At 39.8% G+C, this 18094-nt stretch carries 17 protein-coding genes and 1 pseudogene; 5 read left to right on the top strand and 13 right to left on the bottom strand.

Going from position 1 to position 18094, the window contains the following annotated elements:
- Positions 1 to 159: 159 nt before the first annotated feature.
- The 3 genes from GLW08_RS13925 to GLW08_RS13915 form a co-directional block, all read right to left on the bottom strand.
- Complete coding sequence (locus tag GLW08_RS13925) at positions 160 to 1110, bottom strand: NADP-dependent oxidoreductase (RefSeq protein ID WP_337193943.1); 951 nt, start codon at positions 1108 to 1110, stop codon at positions 160 to 162.
- A 197-nt stretch (positions 1111 to 1307) separates the two neighbouring features.
- Positions 1308 to 2843, bottom strand: a complete 1536-nt coding sequence (locus GLW08_RS13920; RefSeq protein WP_160849247.1) for a BCCT family transporter — start codon at positions 2841 to 2843, stop codon at positions 1308 to 1310.
- 148 nt (positions 2844 to 2991) lie between these two features.
- Positions 2992 to 3873, bottom strand: a complete 882-nt coding sequence (locus GLW08_RS13915) for a WD40 repeat domain-containing protein (protein ID WP_160849246.1) — start codon at positions 3871 to 3873, stop codon at positions 2992 to 2994.
- A 153-nt stretch (positions 3874 to 4026) separates the two neighbouring features.
- Between GLW08_RS13915 and recQ the strand changes: the two genes are divergently transcribed.
- On the top strand, positions 4027 to 5817 hold the full coding sequence (recQ, locus tag GLW08_RS13910; RefSeq protein WP_160849245.1) for a DNA helicase RecQ: 1791 nt from the start codon (positions 4027 to 4029) through the stop codon (positions 5815 to 5817).
- Positions 5818 to 6284: 467 nt separating this feature from the next.
- On the opposite strand, the gene GLW08_RS13905 is transcribed toward recQ, so the two are convergent.
- Positions 6285 to 6926, bottom strand: a complete 642-nt coding sequence (locus GLW08_RS13905) for a hypothetical protein (protein WP_160849244.1) — start codon at positions 6924 to 6926, stop codon at positions 6285 to 6287.
- Positions 6927 to 7078: 152 nt separating this feature from the next.
- On the opposite strand from GLW08_RS13905, the gene GLW08_RS13900 reads away from it, so the two are divergent.
- Positions 7079 to 7879: a helix-turn-helix domain-containing protein gene (locus tag GLW08_RS13900; protein ID WP_160849243.1), complete on the top strand. Its 801-nt coding sequence runs from the start codon at positions 7079 to 7081 to the stop codon at positions 7877 to 7879.
- A gap of 358 nt (positions 7880 to 8237) precedes the next feature.
- On the opposite strand, the gene GLW08_RS21670 is transcribed toward GLW08_RS13900, so the two are convergent.
- The 8 genes from GLW08_RS21670 to kynU form a co-directional block, all read right to left on the bottom strand.
- Positions 8238 to 8399: a hypothetical protein gene (locus GLW08_RS21670; RefSeq protein ID WP_202410175.1), complete on the bottom strand. Its 162-nt coding sequence runs from the start codon at positions 8397 to 8399 to the stop codon at positions 8238 to 8240.
- 297 nt (positions 8400 to 8696) lie between these two features.
- Positions 8697 to 10493 (bottom strand): DNA/RNA non-specific endonuclease, encoded by a 1797-nt coding sequence (locus tag GLW08_RS13895; RefSeq protein WP_160849242.1) that lies wholly within the window; start codon positions 10491 to 10493, stop codon positions 8697 to 8699.
- A gap of 230 nt (positions 10494 to 10723) precedes the next feature.
- Positions 10724 to 11308 carry a hypothetical protein gene (locus GLW08_RS13890; RefSeq protein WP_160849241.1) on the bottom strand — a complete coding sequence of 195 codons (585 nt, stop codon included), beginning with the start codon at positions 11306 to 11308 and terminating at the stop codon, positions 10724 to 10726.
- Positions 11309 to 11459: 151 nt separating this feature from the next.
- Complete coding sequence (locus GLW08_RS13885; RefSeq protein WP_160849240.1) at positions 11460 to 12308, bottom strand: GNAT family N-acetyltransferase; 849 nt, start codon at positions 12306 to 12308, stop codon at positions 11460 to 11462.
- Between the two features lie 225 nt (positions 12309 to 12533).
- A complete protein-coding gene (locus tag GLW08_RS13880) occupies positions 12534 to 13052 on the bottom strand; it encodes an acyl-CoA thioesterase (RefSeq protein ID WP_160849239.1) in 519 nt (172 codons plus the stop codon).
- A gap of 94 nt (positions 13053 to 13146) precedes the next feature.
- Positions 13147 to 13857 (bottom strand): tryptophan 2,3-dioxygenase family protein, encoded by a 711-nt coding sequence (locus GLW08_RS13875; protein ID WP_160849238.1) that lies wholly within the window; start codon positions 13855 to 13857, stop codon positions 13147 to 13149.
- A 16-nt stretch (positions 13858 to 13873) separates the two neighbouring features.
- Positions 13874 to 14500: an arylformamidase gene (kynB, locus tag GLW08_RS13870; RefSeq protein ID WP_160849237.1), complete on the bottom strand. Its 627-nt coding sequence runs from the start codon at positions 14498 to 14500 to the stop codon at positions 13874 to 13876.
- Between the two features lie 15 nt (positions 14501 to 14515).
- Positions 14516 to 15787 (bottom strand): kynureninase, encoded by a 1272-nt coding sequence (gene kynU, locus GLW08_RS13865; protein ID WP_160849236.1) that lies wholly within the window; start codon positions 15785 to 15787, stop codon positions 14516 to 14518.
- A gap of 529 nt (positions 15788 to 16316) precedes the next feature.
- Here kynU and GLW08_RS22440 point away from each other — a divergent pair.
- The 3 genes and pseudogenes from GLW08_RS22440 to GLW08_RS22435 form a co-directional block, all read left to right on the top strand.
- A pseudogene (locus GLW08_RS22440) lies at positions 16317 to 16430 on the top strand (hypothetical protein); the annotation flags it as partial.
- Between the two features lie 119 nt (positions 16431 to 16549).
- A complete protein-coding gene (locus GLW08_RS13855; protein ID WP_160849235.1) occupies positions 16550 to 16903 on the top strand; it encodes a thiamine phosphate synthase in 354 nt (117 codons plus the stop codon).
- Positions 16870 to 16980, top strand: a complete 111-nt coding sequence (locus GLW08_RS22435) for a thiamine phosphate synthase (protein ID WP_160849234.1) — start codon at positions 16870 to 16872, stop codon at positions 16978 to 16980. Before GLW08_RS13855 ends, GLW08_RS22435 begins: the two co-directional genes overlap by 34 nt.
- Before the next feature lie 241 nt (positions 16981 to 17221).
- Here GLW08_RS22435 and GLW08_RS13845 read toward each other — a convergent pair whose 3' ends face one another.
- Positions 17222 to 18049, bottom strand: a complete 828-nt coding sequence (locus GLW08_RS13845) for a YhjD/YihY/BrkB family envelope integrity protein (RefSeq protein WP_160849233.1) — start codon at positions 18047 to 18049, stop codon at positions 17222 to 17224.
- Positions 18050 to 18094 lie beyond the last annotated feature (45 nt).

The following is an 18094-nucleotide window of genomic DNA, read 5'->3' as shown; positions in this document are numbered from 1 at the left end:
GGAAAAAACCATAAAAATTTTATTAACGAAAAGCGCAAGCGCCCTACTAGCGACGTACAATGGGCTGCTGTCTAAACGTTCTTTTAAAGTACCATATAGAAAAACGTATCTGATTACCACTTATACGTAACCAGATACGTTCCATTATCTTTCCACACGTTAACAAGCAGATGGTTGTACTTGAATAACGACTTTACCTTTTGCATGGTGAGATTCACTTAATTCATGTGCCTTTTGAATTCCCTCTACACTTAATGGGAATGCCTTGCTAACAATGGATTTAACTTTTCCTTGCTGCATTAAATCCGCTAACTTCCTTAGTTGCTCCCCTTTTGGTTGCAAAAAGATAGCTGTAGCTTCTACGTTATATTTATTAGCAAGTTCCTCAGAAGGTTGCTGAGTAATAGATACGAGACGTCCACCTTTCTTTAATACCTCAAAACTTTTTTCCTGAACGTCTCCACCTATCGTATCTAGTACAACATCATAATCTTCAAGGATATTCTCGAATTGCTCTGTTTTGTAGTCAATAAAATGATCTGCGCCTAATGTCTCTACAAATTCTTTGTTCTTGCCACTGGCTGTTGTAGCCACATATGCTCCTACTGCCTTAGCAATTTGAATAGCATAATGTCCTACTCCACCTGAACCTGCATGGATAAGAACCTTTTCTCCTTCTTTAAGGTTCGCTGTTTCAAATAGGCATTGCCATGCTGTTAATCCTGCTAAAGGCGCAGCAGCAGCTTCTTCAAAGCTCACTCTTTCGGGCATGTGAGCCACTAAATGTTCTTCTACTGCAATATATTCTTTATACGTGCCATCCGGCGTCGTTTCAGGTCTTGTGAATACACGATCGCCTTCTTTAAATTGGGTTACATTGTTACCAACCTTAGAGACAACGCCAGCTGCATCCCATCCTAGAATAATCGGAAAGCTCCAATCTAGTACGTCCTTCATATACCCTTCGCGAACTTTCCAATCAATTGGGTTAACGGATGTTGAGCGCATTTCAATCAATATTTGTTCATCATTTATTTCAGGTTTCGGAACTTCTTTTTCCTTTAATTGTTCCTTACCACCATATTGTTCAATAACTACTGCTTTCATCATCACCACTCCTTTCATCTCATTTGAACTATACCCACTGTTATTCCGTTTCACACTTTTCAATTGCAACAACAAACGCAAGCATCCGGTTAGCAACCTATAATCTGCTGCCCACACGAGGTAGGTTGATTCGATGTTGCTTCGTGAGGTAAGCCTACAAAAAAGACACACCCTCTAAAGGATGTGCCTCTCTCAAATCATTAATCTTTATTTAAACCTTGTTCATGAAGTAGTTCATTAGACACTTTTGGTGCTAACCACAACATTGGTAACAATAGGATGGAAACCGGTACGGCTGTTACCACAATAAAGCTCTGTAAGGAACCTATACTACCTTCACCAATAAACAACAGTATGGCTGCAATCGAACCCATAAGGATAGACCAGAAGACACGTAAGGAAACTTTCGGATTTCCTTCACCAGAAACAGCCATTGCGATTGTATAAGACATGGAGTCTCCTGTTGTAATAACGAAAATAATCGTTAGTAACAAGAATAATGGAGAAATGATGCTTGCTAATGGTAATTGCTCTGTGATAGCAATCATCGCTGCAGGCATACCGCCATTATTTAACTGTTCAGATACAGAGCCAGCATTTTGTAGTTCATAGAAAATACCAGATCCTCCGACAACGGTGAACCAGAATGTCGTTACAAGTGGTGCAATAATGGCTACAGCCATAATAATTTGGCGAATTGTTCTTCCTCGGGAGATCCGGCTTACAAGGATAGCCATCATTGGTCCATATCCAATAAACCAACCCCAGAAGAATACAGTCCAGCTACCTAACCATCCTGTATCTCCACGGAACGTACTGATGGAGATAAAGTTCTCCGCATAGAATCCGAAAGAAGATACGAATGAATCTATAATAAAGCCTCCAGGGCCAAATAACAGAACAAAGAAAATTAGACCTATTGCTAATCGAACATTAAAGTTACTTAACGCTTGAATACCTTTATGAAGACCAGTTACTGCAGAAATTGTCGTAACAATGACAAGTGCAATAATGATAGCAAGTTGCGTTGAAAATGCATCAGGCAGTCCAAATAACGCTGATAGTCCATAACTTGCTTGTAGACCCAAGAATCCAATTGGTCCAATTGTACCTGCTGCTACAGCAATAATAGAGAATGCATCCACTAATGTACCAAGAATGTTATTATTTAGCTTCTCTCCAAAAATCGGATAAAGTAATGTTCTTGGTTTCATCGGCATGCCTTTATGATAATGACCATACATCATTACAACAGCACTTAAGGTACCAAGGATTGCCCAAGCTAAAAAGCCCCAGTGCATATAGCTCTGTGCTAATGCAGGCATAATGGCTGCTTGAGATTTTGCATCAATTCCTTCATGCATAGGAGGAACTGTTAAAAAGTGATACATCGGCTCTGCCGCTGCCCAAAATACGCCGCCTCCTGCAAGTAATGTTGCCATAATAATGGATAACCATTTAAATGTACTTAATTCCGGTTTTTCTAAAAATCCTAATCTCACATTTCCATAGCGTGAAAACGCAATATAAAGCCCAACTAAGAAATGCAAAAGCATGAGTACTTGCCAGAATGCACCAAAGTACTTAGATGACCAAGCAAATCCTGAGTTAACAAAGGTTTTTACTGCATCAATGTTCCAGAATGCTGCTATTACGAATAATACTAGTAGTCCTCCACTTAGACCAAATACGGGCCAGTCAATTTTGGAGGTGTGTTCTTGTTTTTTGTTAGACATTTTAGGTTATATACTCCTTTAGTTTTATTGCCTTTCTAAACACATTTTCACACTCTCTCATAAAATGCCACGGATGTAAAGAGTAAACTATTATAAAATTTGTATAAGCAATTATTAGGGTTCCAAAAGAAAAGTGAGTTTATTCAACTCACTTTGTATTCATTCGCCATACTCTTACTCGTTTGTCCGCAGAAGCTAAACCTAAGTACTGTCCTGAGGGAGAATATGAGATTCCGTAGTTCCCTTTTGGCTTTACGTATAAAATACTATCTTCCTCTAAATCATGTAGGTTAAGAAGACTAACTTGATAAGGCATACTAATCGCTACTTGTGTTTCATCAGGTGATACATCTAATGAATAGTAGCCTTTTTCACCTATCTTACATTCACGTAAAACCTCATTTTTTTGAAGGTCCCACACTTTTACATCTCCCATATAACCAATAGATACACCCTTTTCATCATTATCAAAGAACTGAAAAGACATTACAGCTGTATCATGAGCATCAATTGAGGTTACTAGGTTTCCAGTAGATACATTATAAAAACGAATGTAATTACCCATACCACCTGTAGCAACTAGGGTTGAAGATTGATTTAGAGCCATAATCCCAACGTTCTTCTTATCTGCTTTTATACGATTGGAAATTTCTCCTTCAGGTAGCGGCCTTACTGCTAACATATAATCCGGTGAACTAGTAACCACAAATGATTGATCTTTGGCGAGTATTAGAGATCCAATACCTTTCTTCTGTTCGTTTAATGTGTCTGTACATTCACCTGTAGCTACATTCCATTTCCGAAACGAACCATCTGCGGACCCAGATAGTAAGGTTTCACCTTGATCTGCGAACTCTATTCCATTTACCGTTTTAGTGTGTCCTTCAAAACGTTGAAGGAGTTCACCATTCTCTACATCCCAAAGTTTCAATTCCCCACTAAATCCTGCTGAAACTAGAAATTTCTCATTAGGAGAAAAAATAACTTTGTTAACGTGAGAAGAATGAGCGTGAATAATAAGTGGATTCATATAGCTCTCCCCTTTTCACAAGTGTTATCCCCATTATATAAGAAAAGTATTGAAACAAGCTATTCGACCTGTTGAAGAACATGGTACGATATTAATAGATAGATTTAAGATGATAGAATATCTTAGATTCACTTACATAAAGGATGGGTGTCGATGCTGAAGCAAGCTCATGACATACTAGAGCAATATTTCGGGTTTTCATCATTTCGTCAAGGACAGCAACAAGTAATTGAGCATATATTACAAGGTCAAAACACATTAGGAATCATGCCCACTGGTGGCGGAAAATCGATTTGTTATCAAATTCCCGGACTTGTAGAAGAGGGGACAGCGCTTATTATCTCTCCCCTGATCTCGTTAATGAAGGACCAAGTCGACTCCTTAACATCACTAGGTATATCCGCTACATATATCAATAGCTCCTTATCTTCTGAGGAGCAATTCGAAAGATTGAGAAATGCTTCTAACGGGCAGTACGATTTTGTCTATGTTGCCCCGGAACGCTTTGATTCCGAATCATTTCTCCGATCACTTAGATCGACACGTCTTTCATTGATTGCATTTGATGAAGCTCATTGTATCTCTCAATGGGGGCATGATTTCAGACCAAGTTATCGATCTGTCGTACGGAATATTCAACGTCTTGGAACACTCCCCCCCATCGTCGCACTTACTGCAACTGCTACAAAAGAAGTGACACGTGATATACAGCAATTGTTATCTATTTCAGAAAAATGTGTTGTAAATACAGGGTTTGCCAGGGATAATTTGCATTTTCGTATTGTTAAAGGAAAAGAAAAGCATGACTTTATCCAGGATTATGTACGCTCCAGACCAAATGAATCAGGGATTATTTATGCCTCTACTCGTAAAGATGTGGACCGATTGCACCAATGGCTTACGAAAGAAGGATATCTGGTCGATAAGTATCATGCAGGGTTAACAGAGGATGAACGTAAAGAAGCGCAAAATTCATTTATCCAAGAAGAAACGACCATAATGGTTGCAACGAACGCATTCGGAATGGGAATCGATAAATCGAATGTGCGCTATGTTATCCACTACGCTTTACCCATGAATATTGAATCCTATTATCAAGAAGCTGGACGTGCTGGTCGAGACGGGGAACCAAGTGACTGTATTCTACTTTTTTCTGCCAAAGATATTCAGCTTCAAAAGTTCTTGATTGAACAATCACTAATGGAAGAGGATAAGAAGTCTGTTGAATATCAGAAGCTACAACAAATGATAAATTACTGTCATACAGACCGTTGTTTACAGGAATACATGCTAAGCTATTTCAAAGACCCATTTGAACATCCTCCATGTGAAAAATGTAGTAATTGCCTCCACGAAGGAGAACTTAAGGACATCACCAAAGAAGCACAAATGATTCTATCATGCACGAAACGCATGGATGAACGCTTTGGGTCTGGACTTGTAGCCAAAGTACTAAAGGGATCGAAGAGTCAGAAAGTGATGGATGGACGTTTCCAAAAGCTTTCAACTTACGGCTTACTCTCCCACCTAACAGAAAAAGAGATTACCCAGATAATTCAATTCCTTGTAGCTGAAGGATATCTTTCTGTTGGAGAAGGAAAATTCCCATTACTCCGCTTAACATCAGAATCATTGTCTGTTTTAAAAGGAGAAGTCACTGTCTCTATGCTAATTGAATCAACAGCTGTAGCTGTTAGAGAAGAAAACTATGATGAAGACATGTTTGAAAACCTTCGAATCCTTCGTAAATCAATCGCAGAAGAGCATAACATTCCTCCATATATTGTGTTCTCTGATGCTACTTTGAAAGAACTATGTAAATATCAGCCTAAAACCAAGGAAGAGATGCTCCAAATAAAGGGGATTGGAGAGAAGAAGTTCGAACAATATGGCCAGATCTTTTTAGAAGCACTCCATTCCAATAATGCACAACAAGTCACCTAAATATAAAAGCACAAGCGCCCGGTTAGCGACGTACAAACTGTTGCCCACACGACGTAGGTTGGTTCGATATTGCTACGTGAGGTAGCGATATTAATCGAACTTCCCCTGGGCCTGCATAAAGGAAACACGGAGAGCGGTAGGGATCCGATGTTGACTTATCATAAGGAGATGCAGTAAGTTTGCTAGTCGCTGGAGCTGGACAGAACAAAAGCATAAGCGCCTCGTCACCCATACAGGCTTTATCAAAGCCTCGGCGCAGCGATTTTTCCACATGTGTTTAAAACCTTTTGAGAGCAGGCGTTGAATTAGACACCTCAACACTAACTTATGCTTTAAAAAAAGCTAGACCACTTTATATAAAGGGGTCTAGCTTTTTTTGTGTGATAGGTAAGGGATGCTCTAATATACGTTGGGTTTCCCCCGTTATGCGTGGGTTTCTCCCGATATGTGCGGGTTCCTCTAAACTACTACTTAGCTTGTTGTTTTTTCGTAAATTCAAGAAGATCATCGTAACTGTAAACACCTATAACTCCTGGTTTTTCTGCTAGATAGGAAGCAATTTGGGTCGCATCATCTGTATAGGTTTCTAAATAACCTCTTATTAACATCGCAAGATAACGCTTAGATGGTTTGTTAATTTCTTGTTCACTCATTGGATTTTGGTGTGTGAATGTAAAGATAGGATATCCATCTGCTTCACCAGCGTATATGAGATTTCCATAAGGAGAGTCTTGAATAACAACACTGCCCTTTTCTTTAATATGATCAACATCCACTTCCATATCAGGTACGCCATTCTCTTGTCGTACCACATCTTCAAATTGCTCTTCTGTAATTAGATACATCCTCGCCCAACTACTGTTGGTTTCATCACGAACTGTATCGATAAATGCTCCTGCTCCATCCCATCGATCGGAATATCCAGAAAAATATAACGCAAACGGAAGTGACACACCGCGATTATCAACGGGAAGCGTATGATCACGACTGCCTACTTCTCTTCTATTCGAACCTTCTGGCTGACCACCTGTTATATAGCAAAGAAAACGATTCTTAAATAAGTTTGAGCCAAAGCTAGCATACCAAACTAAATTGTTTTGTTTTTTCATATTCACGTAACCTCCTTCAACTCTATAAAACGTTAAACCAATTATACGAATCCTTTTACAAAATAACATTGCGAATAAGGATACGTCATGTTACGGTATGGTAACGTTTTATACGTTACCAAAACGTAACGTCTTTTCAATGGAGGCCTATCATGCAAAACGAACAACTCACAGCTGTGTTTAAAGCACTCAGTCATCCAACACGAATGAGCATACTCGACCTACTAAAAGAAGGACCGAAGACAACCGGTGAGCTAGACCTCTCTTTTCCTGAAGTAAGTCGATATGCTGTTATGAAGCATTTAAATACATTAGAGGAAGCTAACCTTCTTGTTATTCGGCGGGAGGGACGGTCTCGCTTAAACTATTTGAATGCTGTTCCTTTACAGCAGGTGTATGAGCGTTGGGTAAGTAAGTACGAATCCAGTATTGCTGGTTCGTTAACATCAATAAAACAACTCGTTGAAGGGAGTAATGTAGACATGACAGAACACGGTTTGCAACACGATTCATTCCAACTAGAACAAGAGGTTGAAATTCAAGCTTCCCCTGATAAAGTATTCCATTCTTTAACAACTGATATTGGGCAATGGTGGGCTTACCGTTTATGCGGGGAAGGTTCGAAGCTAACTCTTTCTCCTCAACCAGGAGGTTACTTCCTAGAAGAAGGCGTAAACGGAGCTAATGCTCTTTGGGGTACAGTTATGTATATAAAAGATAATGAAGAAATCCGCTTAAACGGACTTTTAGGTATGACAGGTGCGGTGAACAGCGCATATTCTTTTAAACTAGAACCGAAGGGTGAGGCCACACTTCTGAAACTTTCTCATCATGCAGTTGGTTTGCTTGATCCTGAGTGGGGTCGTATGCACGATGAAGGATGGAAAGAGCTTCTTGGAACATTCCTTAAAGAGTATGTCGAGAACGGCAAACGACCTGAAATAGGGAAATAAAAAAAGCTCGGAACGCCCTGCTCACAGGCTGAAGTGAAGCCTCGTCATAGAAATTTTTATCATAGATGCGCATAAGAAAGAACTAAGGAGAGAGCTCCTATCATTGCAGGAGCTCTCTTTCTTTATTCGCCTTCTTTTAACTCTGGTTCAAGCTTTCCCGCGACGTTGACATTCTTTACATAGCTTCACATTTTCTTCTTTTTTTTGGATTGAAGCATCTTTCCACAACTTGAGCATTTTTCAAATTCATTGGGATTTGGTTGCAAGCTACTCCAAAGTTCGTTTTCTGGTCCTGGAATTCCATTATCCCTAGCTTCCAATCACATCATACTTATTATTACTTAAAGCCGTTTTCCTCTTATTCACCATTTTCGTCGTTTGGTTGATTAATCTGTTGGCATTCTTTGCACAATCCCATACCGGCCTCGTTGCGTGTCGCTAGAAGCTTCCCGCAGTGTGTACATTTTTGACCTGTATTCCCTTGAATGCCGCTCCAAAGTTCACCTTCTACATCTGTCATGATCAACACTCCTTTTATTATACTTGTGAAAAATATAAATAAGCTAAGGACTCAAATGAACAGAAACAAAGAAACATGATAAGCTGAAGCACTTAATGAATTTATTCCCGCTCCAGATAGAACTAAACAAAATTGTAAACGCTTCCCAATACGTTCATAACGAAATTATAGCAAGGCCAAGGTAAATGCATCTTTTTCACGAGTTCCTCATTTGGTCATATTACGTTATATTGCAGTAGAAATAACCAATCCAATAAAGAGGATGTCCTACCATCAGGACACCCTCCCTCACATCATTCATACCGTTATATCATCTTCTCCTTCAATAATATGACCAATTGTAGATTCAAGTCCTCTGATTGGATCATGGTTTCGTAGGTTTCCAAACGTTAGACCTGTTAATGCTTCGATTTGTTGAACAGGAACTTGATACGTTTTGTAATCGCCATATGCGAACTCAAGATTTTCTACTAAATTTTTTTGAGATTGAAGGTAAGCCGTCGCGGAAAGATTCCCATCCTCTTTTACCATGACAGCAATTTTCCAAAACTCTACTGGAATTTGCACACTACGATAGATTCTGTCATCACTTCGAAATACTGGCCCCGTAAAAACAGTAGCTTTCATATCATGGTTTCTGGCATTCTCGACAATATAATTTTCCAAATCAAGCCACGTTTGTTGATTTAAATCCTTATGTTGTGGTGCACAGTTTGTGAAATGAAACGTATCTTCATTTGCCGCTTCTGCATCTTTCCCCCATACTGGGTCAATACGACGGACAATATGACCACGGTCCAGTGGATTGTCATAGTATAAATCTTGGCCCGCCTGATATGCCTTATTGATGCGAGGATCAAGATACCATTTATCAGCTCGCTCGACAGAACGTAAATTCTTCCCATCGATATTGACCACAGAATAAAATGCCAGACGTCTGGATTTACTCATAACGATGGAAAAGTGGGTATAGTTCAAAATGTGCCCTCCATCCTTTAATGGAGCAATGTCTTTTTGTTTCTCCTCACAAAATGTTGGATGGGGAATTTCATAGTCATCCCCTAAAAAAGTTGAATTATATCCCTGTGTGCCCTCATACCACTCTAAACTTAACTCTTCAACTGGAACTTCATCTTCAGCCTTATGATCATCATGGCTCTGTTCTACTCCTACAATATCATCCACTAGTTTCTGAGCTTGATCACTTACCTGTGAACGATGGTTTTTTATATATTCTACAATGCTACTTATGCGAATGCCTTCATTAGCAATAAAGGTAGAAGGATCATTCGGATCTGGTACTCCTGCATGGTGAAGGGATATCACTTGCCACTCATCATTAAAAACAGGTGATCCAGACGAACCAGGCATAGTGTCTGTGGAGTAATGAATAAAATCATCAAAAACGTCCTGAATTTTGTTCTCTCTAATGGTAACAGCCTTAGGTGACCCGGATGGATGTTGAATAATAGAGACACGCTCTCCTACTAAGCCTTTCCCTGTCCGTTGTTCTAATGGTAAATAGCTATTTTCAGTAAGCTTGTCCCCTTCTGCAGAACGTCCCTCAACGGCTACCAGAGTAAAATCCAACTCTTTATCTGTCATAAATAACTGCTCCGGTTCAAAACGAAAATTCTTAATTTCTCGTTCTCTTCCGTCAAGATCTTTTTCATAGTTAAATTGAGCTACACTATCATTGGCTGCTTCCTCATCCCCAAGTACATGATGGTTCGTAATTAGTACAGAGGGGGATATTAGAAATCCAGTACCATGCCCTTTAACTCGACCAATACTATCTCGTACTTCAATTCGACATACTGATTTAGCAGCCTGTAAGCCGGCCTGGAAATATGCGATAGGAAAAAGATCATTTCGACCAATGATTCGCTCCATAGCCAGGTTGTTCCCCTGAAGCATTGATTCCCTGGAGGCTACACGATCAGGTGAGTCTACTTCAAGAGGATTTCTTGTTTTCAATTCTTGTTCTGTATATTCTCGTTGTTCTGTACGGTCCATATAGCGATTCAGGGCTTGTTGTTGTTGCCTATCCAGTAATTCCTTATTCCACTTTTGCAGTTCTTCGTACCGTAGCATTCGTTGTTCCCTCCTAAAGTAATGAACTCAGATTATCTTTCTGTCCATTTCAAATAAAGGACGACAACGTTTATTTCCATTCCACTATAAAAAATCCCTTGCACATTTAGTCCTATTTTCTGGGCTTATATTTGAAGGAAGCGTTGGAATAGCTATAGGGCTTTATGAGCGAACCAGGATATTCATAGATTCATATAAAAAAGATATAGTTCTGCTCTCACCTAGCCTGCTTAACGCAAGGGATGAATATATCCTTTTACTGTAGGGCTATCTACTTCTTCCTCCTCCCTTCTCCATGCTTTAATAACAAGATACAATACTAATAGAAACGTCCCCATACCCGTTAAAAAGAAAATCTGCTCAGGTATTCCACCATTATTGTAAACAACATTTCCAGTAAACCATGCAAAAAGGAACGTACAATGCAGTAATAGATAGATCATTTTCTTTCCGTATGACATGATAGGTACACAGCGGTGTGCGCTTAGCACAGGTGCCCATAAACAGTTAGAAGTAAGTGCAACTGCCCAAAATAGTCCAACGTCTAAAAAAATATTATGTTCTAAGGTTTCTTGAATGAACAAGCATAAGTAAAAAAACAAAGACATCCAGGGCCGCGAGATCACCTTTACCATTCGCTTTGTCCAATAACGGATAAGATCAGGTTGCTTCTCCATAAACTGATATACAGCTATTGGACTACCCCCAAAAACAACGAAAGCTAAAAGGATATAATAGAATAAAGAGCCTTTAGGGAGTAATACTACTATTCCAGTTAACACCATCATGAACATAGCTAGATAACGCTTCTGCACGACCATTCCTCCCTATTCCTTTTCCATGTCTCCCTTACCTTTTTTCTTTCTATACCCTTTTATTCCAACACCTAGCACACGTATTTAGAAAATTTTACATAACAAAAATCCTCCAGACAAAAAATCTGAAGGAAATTCTACCAGACAGCCTCTAGATGAAATTCACAACCATGGAGTTTCCGACCGGTTTATAACCAATCTTTTGATAAATGCCATTAGACGTAGGATTTGATAAGTCTGTATACAAACAACAGAATTGATATCCTTCACCCAATAACTCTTGTGATAGTGCGGCTACAGCGGAAGTTGCGTAGCCTTTTCGTTTATGTGCATCAGGTGTATATACGGCGCTAACGGTAGTACCATTAGGTGTGTTTCTAGATTGGTTCACCATTGATACCGGTTCACCGTCCACCACCCATAGTCGGAGTGTTTGTTCATTCAATAACCTCTCTACTACCTCATTTAGTTCATCTTCGGAATGAACCACATTAGCTTCCTGACCAAAAGCATGCATCCATTCACGGGCTAAAGCAGCATGGTCTTCCGTTGCTTTTATTAAGTGACCTGGACTTTTTTGGTGTGTGAGTACTTCATCGAGTTGAAACACTTTTTGCTTCATATGTACTTCATACTCCACACCAACTGCCTTCTTCCATGCTTCCGCAAACCGTGTGACATTATCTGATGCTCCAATCATCCCGGGAACTGGGTGATGATTGTCTTTGAAAAAGTGTACAAGGATATTAATATCTTGATCTGATAACTCAATATGTGAAGCTAAGATCCACATATGTGGTGGAGTTCGCATAAGAACCGTCTTAATTTCCCCAAGGTGATCTAAGTAGCCAAGTACTGGCTCCTTTTCAAATCGCCCCATATCTGTTTTCATGCGTTGGATTATCCCTAAAGGGAGGTTATGCATAGCTTCATTCTCTAATAAAAAAGATTGTACTCTACTTTCGTATTCAAGTGGACTATTATACGTAAAAACAGTCATCTTCTCCCACCTTCCCTGATTCAATCTGATTTTATTTACTTCGACAGAAACATCCATATTCCTCCATTTTTTCACGAACAAAAGCGCCAGCTTAGCGACGTACAAACTGCTGCTCACACTTTTTCAGTTATACACAAGGATTGGATTTTATAAAATTTCCTGGTGTACATTAAAAAATCCTGCTGCTTCTATAAGCAACAGGATCTTAAAGTTGGTATATGTTGGTTAGTCTCGTTTCCAAGGGAAATCTGTACCAAAGCGGTTGGCAAATTCTTTTGAAACACCTCGGCGTTCTTTTCTGTGTTGGGCTCTCGCTGCAGCTCCAGAGTGAAGCCAGTTTTCTTCGTCCGTTTCTGGATATGCAGTTGGTACCTCTTGTGGCGTGTTGTTGTCATCAACAGCAACCATTGTAATGAATGCTGTTGCGCATACAGCACGTTTTCCAGTTAATAGTTCTTCTTTAACTGCCTTCACAAACACTTCCATTGATGTATTACGAGTCCAGGTCACAAATGCTTCAAGACATATTGCATCCCCTGCATTTACTGGGTATAAAAAGTCGACAGAATCCGTAGATGCTGTTACGACTGTTGCACGAGCATGACGGGTTGCTGCAATGGCTGCTACATCATCAATGTACGCCATGAGCTGACCTCCAAATAGGGTGCCATGATTATTTGTGTCTGTTGGGAGTACGTGGGAATTTTTTACTACAAGTGAGTCAATACAAGGTTTCTTTTCCATATTTTAGCCTCCTATTTTCAAGCAACTCATGCAGGTAGTATACCCAATTCTGCCCGTAGTATGTGGGATTCTATAAATCAACCGCTTTCAACATTTAATTTTTATCAAGAGGTTTGGTATTATAGCTTGACCCCGTCCAATCCGTTAACTCACATATACTTTCCCATAGTTTAGGGAAGAACTCATATTTCACGCCTTTTTCTAGCATCTGAGCTGGTATCCCCTTTAAGCTGTTTGTATGAAGACCAATCATACGGCGGACAAGCTGAAGATGCTGGTGTCGGAAGGATTGGAAGTTTTCATCAAAACGAATTAAGGCTTGCATGAGGTGAAACAGTCTAGGATAAGATTCAGGTTGTTGTTGGATTGCTAGTGGTGTTAGATTGTTTTTTTGTAGAATCCGTTCAAATGGTTCCCATAATGTTGGACCTAAACGTAACACCTCATTAAACCCTGGGGAATCCTGACCACTTCCTTGCCCCAGAGCAAGGCGGATTGTATGATAATCGTTAGGACTAATAACCTTCACCATATCAAACACATTGGGTAAATGATCTAAATGCATATTCACTCGTCTGATTTGTTCTGTTGCCGCCTCCACCTCACCATTTGTCATATGATTGTGAGCTATATGCATGTATTGAATCATTAATTTAAAATGCAGTTCAGCAATTTGGTGTATGGTTTGAAAGGTCAATTCATCCTGACAGCTTAAGTCTTGTTCCGGTTTTTGCAGCGTTAACAATTCCTCTGTTTGTATATATGTTTCATAATCCGTTTTGTTTTCTTTCTTATAATAATTCATTGTGTCATTCCACCTTTCACGCTTGATATGATCGCAAAACAGCTCGAACTGGACTCCCATCCCCTTCGACAATAGGTAATGGTAGCGCCATGAGCTCATACCATCCAGCTGTTACGCCGTGAAGAGCTAGCCCTTCTAAAATATGAATATGATTAGTATGTAATGCGTGGTGAGCCTGTAATTCTTTACTGTCTAATGGATCGACCGATGGAACATCAACGCCAATTAGTTTTATATTGTGTTTGGCTAAGTATGGGGCTACATCCGCTTCTATGTATGTAACCTCTTCTGGAAACGTCGTATAATCTGTCCATGAGTTAGTTTTAAAAAGGATGCGCCTAACGTTTGTTAAGTCGATTTGTTCAATATCTTTGGCTGCTATACTCGAGAGATTGATCACATCAATCAAAAGCGCTGGGCCAACATATAATTCGGGATCAAGATCATAGATACGTTCGCCATTATTCATGAAATGAAATGGTGCATCTACATGCGTGCCAGTATGGATACTCATTTCTAGCTTGCCAACATTCACAGAACCACTTTCTTCTTTTGACCAACTGACTGAATAAGAGAAAGGGGTATCCCCTGGCCATGTAGGGGTCCCTTGCTCCAATCTTCTGGAAATATCAATGATCGACATGCCTATTCCCCTCCATTAAGCAATAATATCTCGTTCATTCGGATGTTTTTCATAAAGTGCTTCGTCCATAATCCGTGTAAGGATTTGAATCGTTTCCCATACCTCTACAAATGTATTATACAAGGCCACAGGAGCCAGCCTAATGACATTTGGAGCGCGAAAATCAGGTACAACCCCGTGTTCTTTTAAGGTTTTACATATCCGCGCTGCTTCCGGATGCTCTAAACATACATGACCCCCACGCCTGTGATCTTCTGTTGGATTCCCTATCACAAATCCATATGGCTTTAGTTCATGCTCTATTAAATCCATCATATACTGCGTAGCACGTAATGATTTATTACGCACTCGTTCAATGGACGCCTCTTCAAAAAGTTGAAGAGAACCGATAAGGGGAGCAATGCTAAGCACATGAGGAGTACCAATCTGATATGCACCAGCTGTGCCGGCTGGATTAAACGTATGACTCATATCAAATTGTTTTTCCTTATCGGATCCAAACCAACCAGCAAGACCAGGCGTTTTACCAAAGTGGTCTTCATGCACAAACAAGGCCGCGACACCACCCGGACCATTATTTAAGTATTTATAATTGCACCAATAAGCAAAATCCACTCCCCATTCGTGAAATTTGTGAGGTATGGCTCCAACAGAGTGACAACCATCAAATCCTATAACAATCCCCCGACTATGTGCTTCCTCTGTTAATCTAGCAATATCCAATAACTGTCCACTTCGATACAGAACCGTTGGAAGCACAATAAGGGCTACATCTTCTGCCATCGCTTCAATAATATCCTCTTCGCTGATTTCTCTCCCGTCTCTTGTTTGGACTTGCACAAGATGTTCATTAGGATCAAATCCTTGTAACCGAAGTTGGCTTTGCAATGCGTAAATATCAGAAGGAAAATTAAGCTCATCAGCTAAAATTTTTGTTTTTGTACCAATAGGTTGATAGAAGGTTGATACGAGTTGATGAAGGTTCGTTGTTGTGGAACCGCTTACAATAACTTCTTCAGGTTTCCCACCAACTAAAGGCGCACTCATCTTGCCAAGATTTTCGGAAAGATAATACCACGGATGATCACCTTGCATCCATCCATTAATGCCAAAATGCTTCCAAGAATCTAGCACCTCCATTAGCGTTTGTTCTGCTCGCTTTGATAATAAACCAAGGGAATTCCCATCCATATAAATGGTACCTGGTTGAATATAGAATTCGTCTCGGAAATGCGCTAAGTCATCCTGTCGATCTAGCTCTTCAGCATATTCCTTTGACACATCCACCCTAACACTCCCTTTCCTTTTACTTTTATCCTATCATACTTTCATAACGGGCTGGTTAGATTGATACATATCTGTCTTCAGATGTATTCGTTTACTGTTAAGAAATCTTGTGGTTGTGTTACCTTATTAGTAAATATAGGAAGTCCACTAGTGGCGCCTCTTCAAGAGGCTGAAATACGGTTCTAGTTAGTACCAGCGAAGGGAAGTGGAGTCGGTGGCTGTAGCGCTCACGTAGGCGTTATGTATATACGTGTAAACTTTGATGACACATTAACCCCAAACCGCTCCAGTTCCGGAGCGATTTTTTTATGTATATCTGCCAATCTACTCCCTCGCATTCTACGCCCTCTAGTGCTTCCAAATACTATTGCACCTATGAATTTTTCTGATTATCTGCGACAAGAAGCAGAACCTATTTTCCAATCCATTCCAAACAGGCAGGTAACAGATTCCAAACACTTATTGTCCTAACTGGAAAAACAGATGTGATCTCCGATGGTAACGAAACAACCTAAACCACAACGGAACCTCCGTATTATCAAGTATTACAGGTACAGGATGTTTATTAGGTTCTGTTCTTACAGCTTTTCTTTCCTTAGAAAGAGCATCTGTGGAAAAAGCAGTTGCAGCTTTTACCGCGTGAGCAGCTGTGGACAAATGATGGACCGGGCTCGTTTAAGGGACATTTTTTAGATTCATTGGCTTCGATTGATGAAGCCGCTATTGATGATCTGGAACACATTGAATCTAGGAGTGCAACAGATGAGTAAGATAAAAGATATGCTGACAATGTATTTTATTTTGGAGAGCCAAGATTGTAAGTATGACCCTATTTCCGCCCTTCAAGAGGCAATTCGTGGTGGAGTTACGTGCTTCCAGTACCGGGGAGAAAGGTGTAGGGTCATTAACTGGAAAAGCAAAAGAACCGTTGTGGATAATTTTGTGGGAAACTATATTGGGTTATCAGTACACACATTAGAAGAGGGGATAATGGCTAACATCGAACACATTGATTATGTCGGCGTTGGCCTCATTTTTTCTACTAGCCCAAAAAAACCTCTGGGATTGAAACGATTCACTCTATGCGCGATGCTAACCTCTCCATCCCTATGGTAGGAATTGGTGGCATCGATGAGCAAAATGCCGAATCGGTTATACGTGCAGGCGCTAATGGTGTCTCTCTCAGCCATTAGTAAAAGTGACGATCCGGTTAAAGCTACTAAGCAGATTAAAGATTTTTTGTTATAAGATCAAAAACCCTCCGGGATAGAAGCTGGATGTGTCCTGTATAACTTATAAAGTGATATACAAACAAGCAAACTATAGAATGCTATACAAGAATGAAAGACCCTGGATTTACTCCAAGGTCTTTCTTTTGTCTTTCAATGTAACTAAATCTCGCTTTCCATCCACAACTTTTTCTTTACTTGTAACTCATGAACCCGTTGAGTGTTTTTGTCGATTTAAGATGTAATTAATCTCTGCCCCCACCATCAAGATAAGACCTGTTAAGAAGAACCAAATCATTAATATAATAATGCCACCTAAACTTCCGTACGTAGCTGAATAATTTCCGAAATTGCTCACATAAAAAGAGAACGCAAAAGAAATGATTAGCCATAGAACCGTAGTCAAAATCGCCCCAGGTAAAATCCCTGAAAAAGGAAGCTTCTTATTGGGTGCAAAACGATATAACAGCAGAAGTACTCCACTCATGACAATGATACTAATCAGCCATCTAGCTAATTGCAATAACACCATTATTTCACCAGGTAACGAAACAAAAGACTGAACAAAGTTGAAAATCACTTCCCCAAATACAGGTAAAAGTAATGCAACAGCGAGCGCTAGAATCATTCCAAATGTTAAGAATATAGATAATAGCTTCACCTTGACAAACGAACGGTCTTCTTTAACGTCATAAGCTTGATTGGAAGCTTGTATAAAAGCTGTCATCCCACTGGATGCTGACCATATTGTTCCTAATATCCCGATTGTCAGCAACCCACCTTTTGGCTGTGTGACAATGCTAATAATATTTTCACGGAATACAGAAGCTGTTCCATCAGGTAGTGAGTTACTAATAAATTTAACTGCCGCATTTGGATCAATATTTAAGTATGGTACCAAAGATAATATTAAAATCAACATTGGTACAATAGCAAGTAGATAGTAATAAGCCTGTGCTGCCGCCAGTAAAGGTACGTTATCTTTTTGAAACTCTGTCCCTAATTCTTTCATGAATCCTTTCCATTTAGGCACCGAAATTACCCCCTTTATAAAATGTATCCTTTTCCCCCTCTTACC

The organism is Pontibacillus yanchengensis (genome assembly GCF_009856295.1).
GTDB classification, from domain to species: Bacteria; Bacillota; Bacilli; order Bacillales; family BH030062; genus Pontibacillus; species Pontibacillus yanchengensis_A.
Note: the sequence above shows the minus strand (reverse complement) of the source record. Positions and strands in the feature narration are given on the sequence as shown.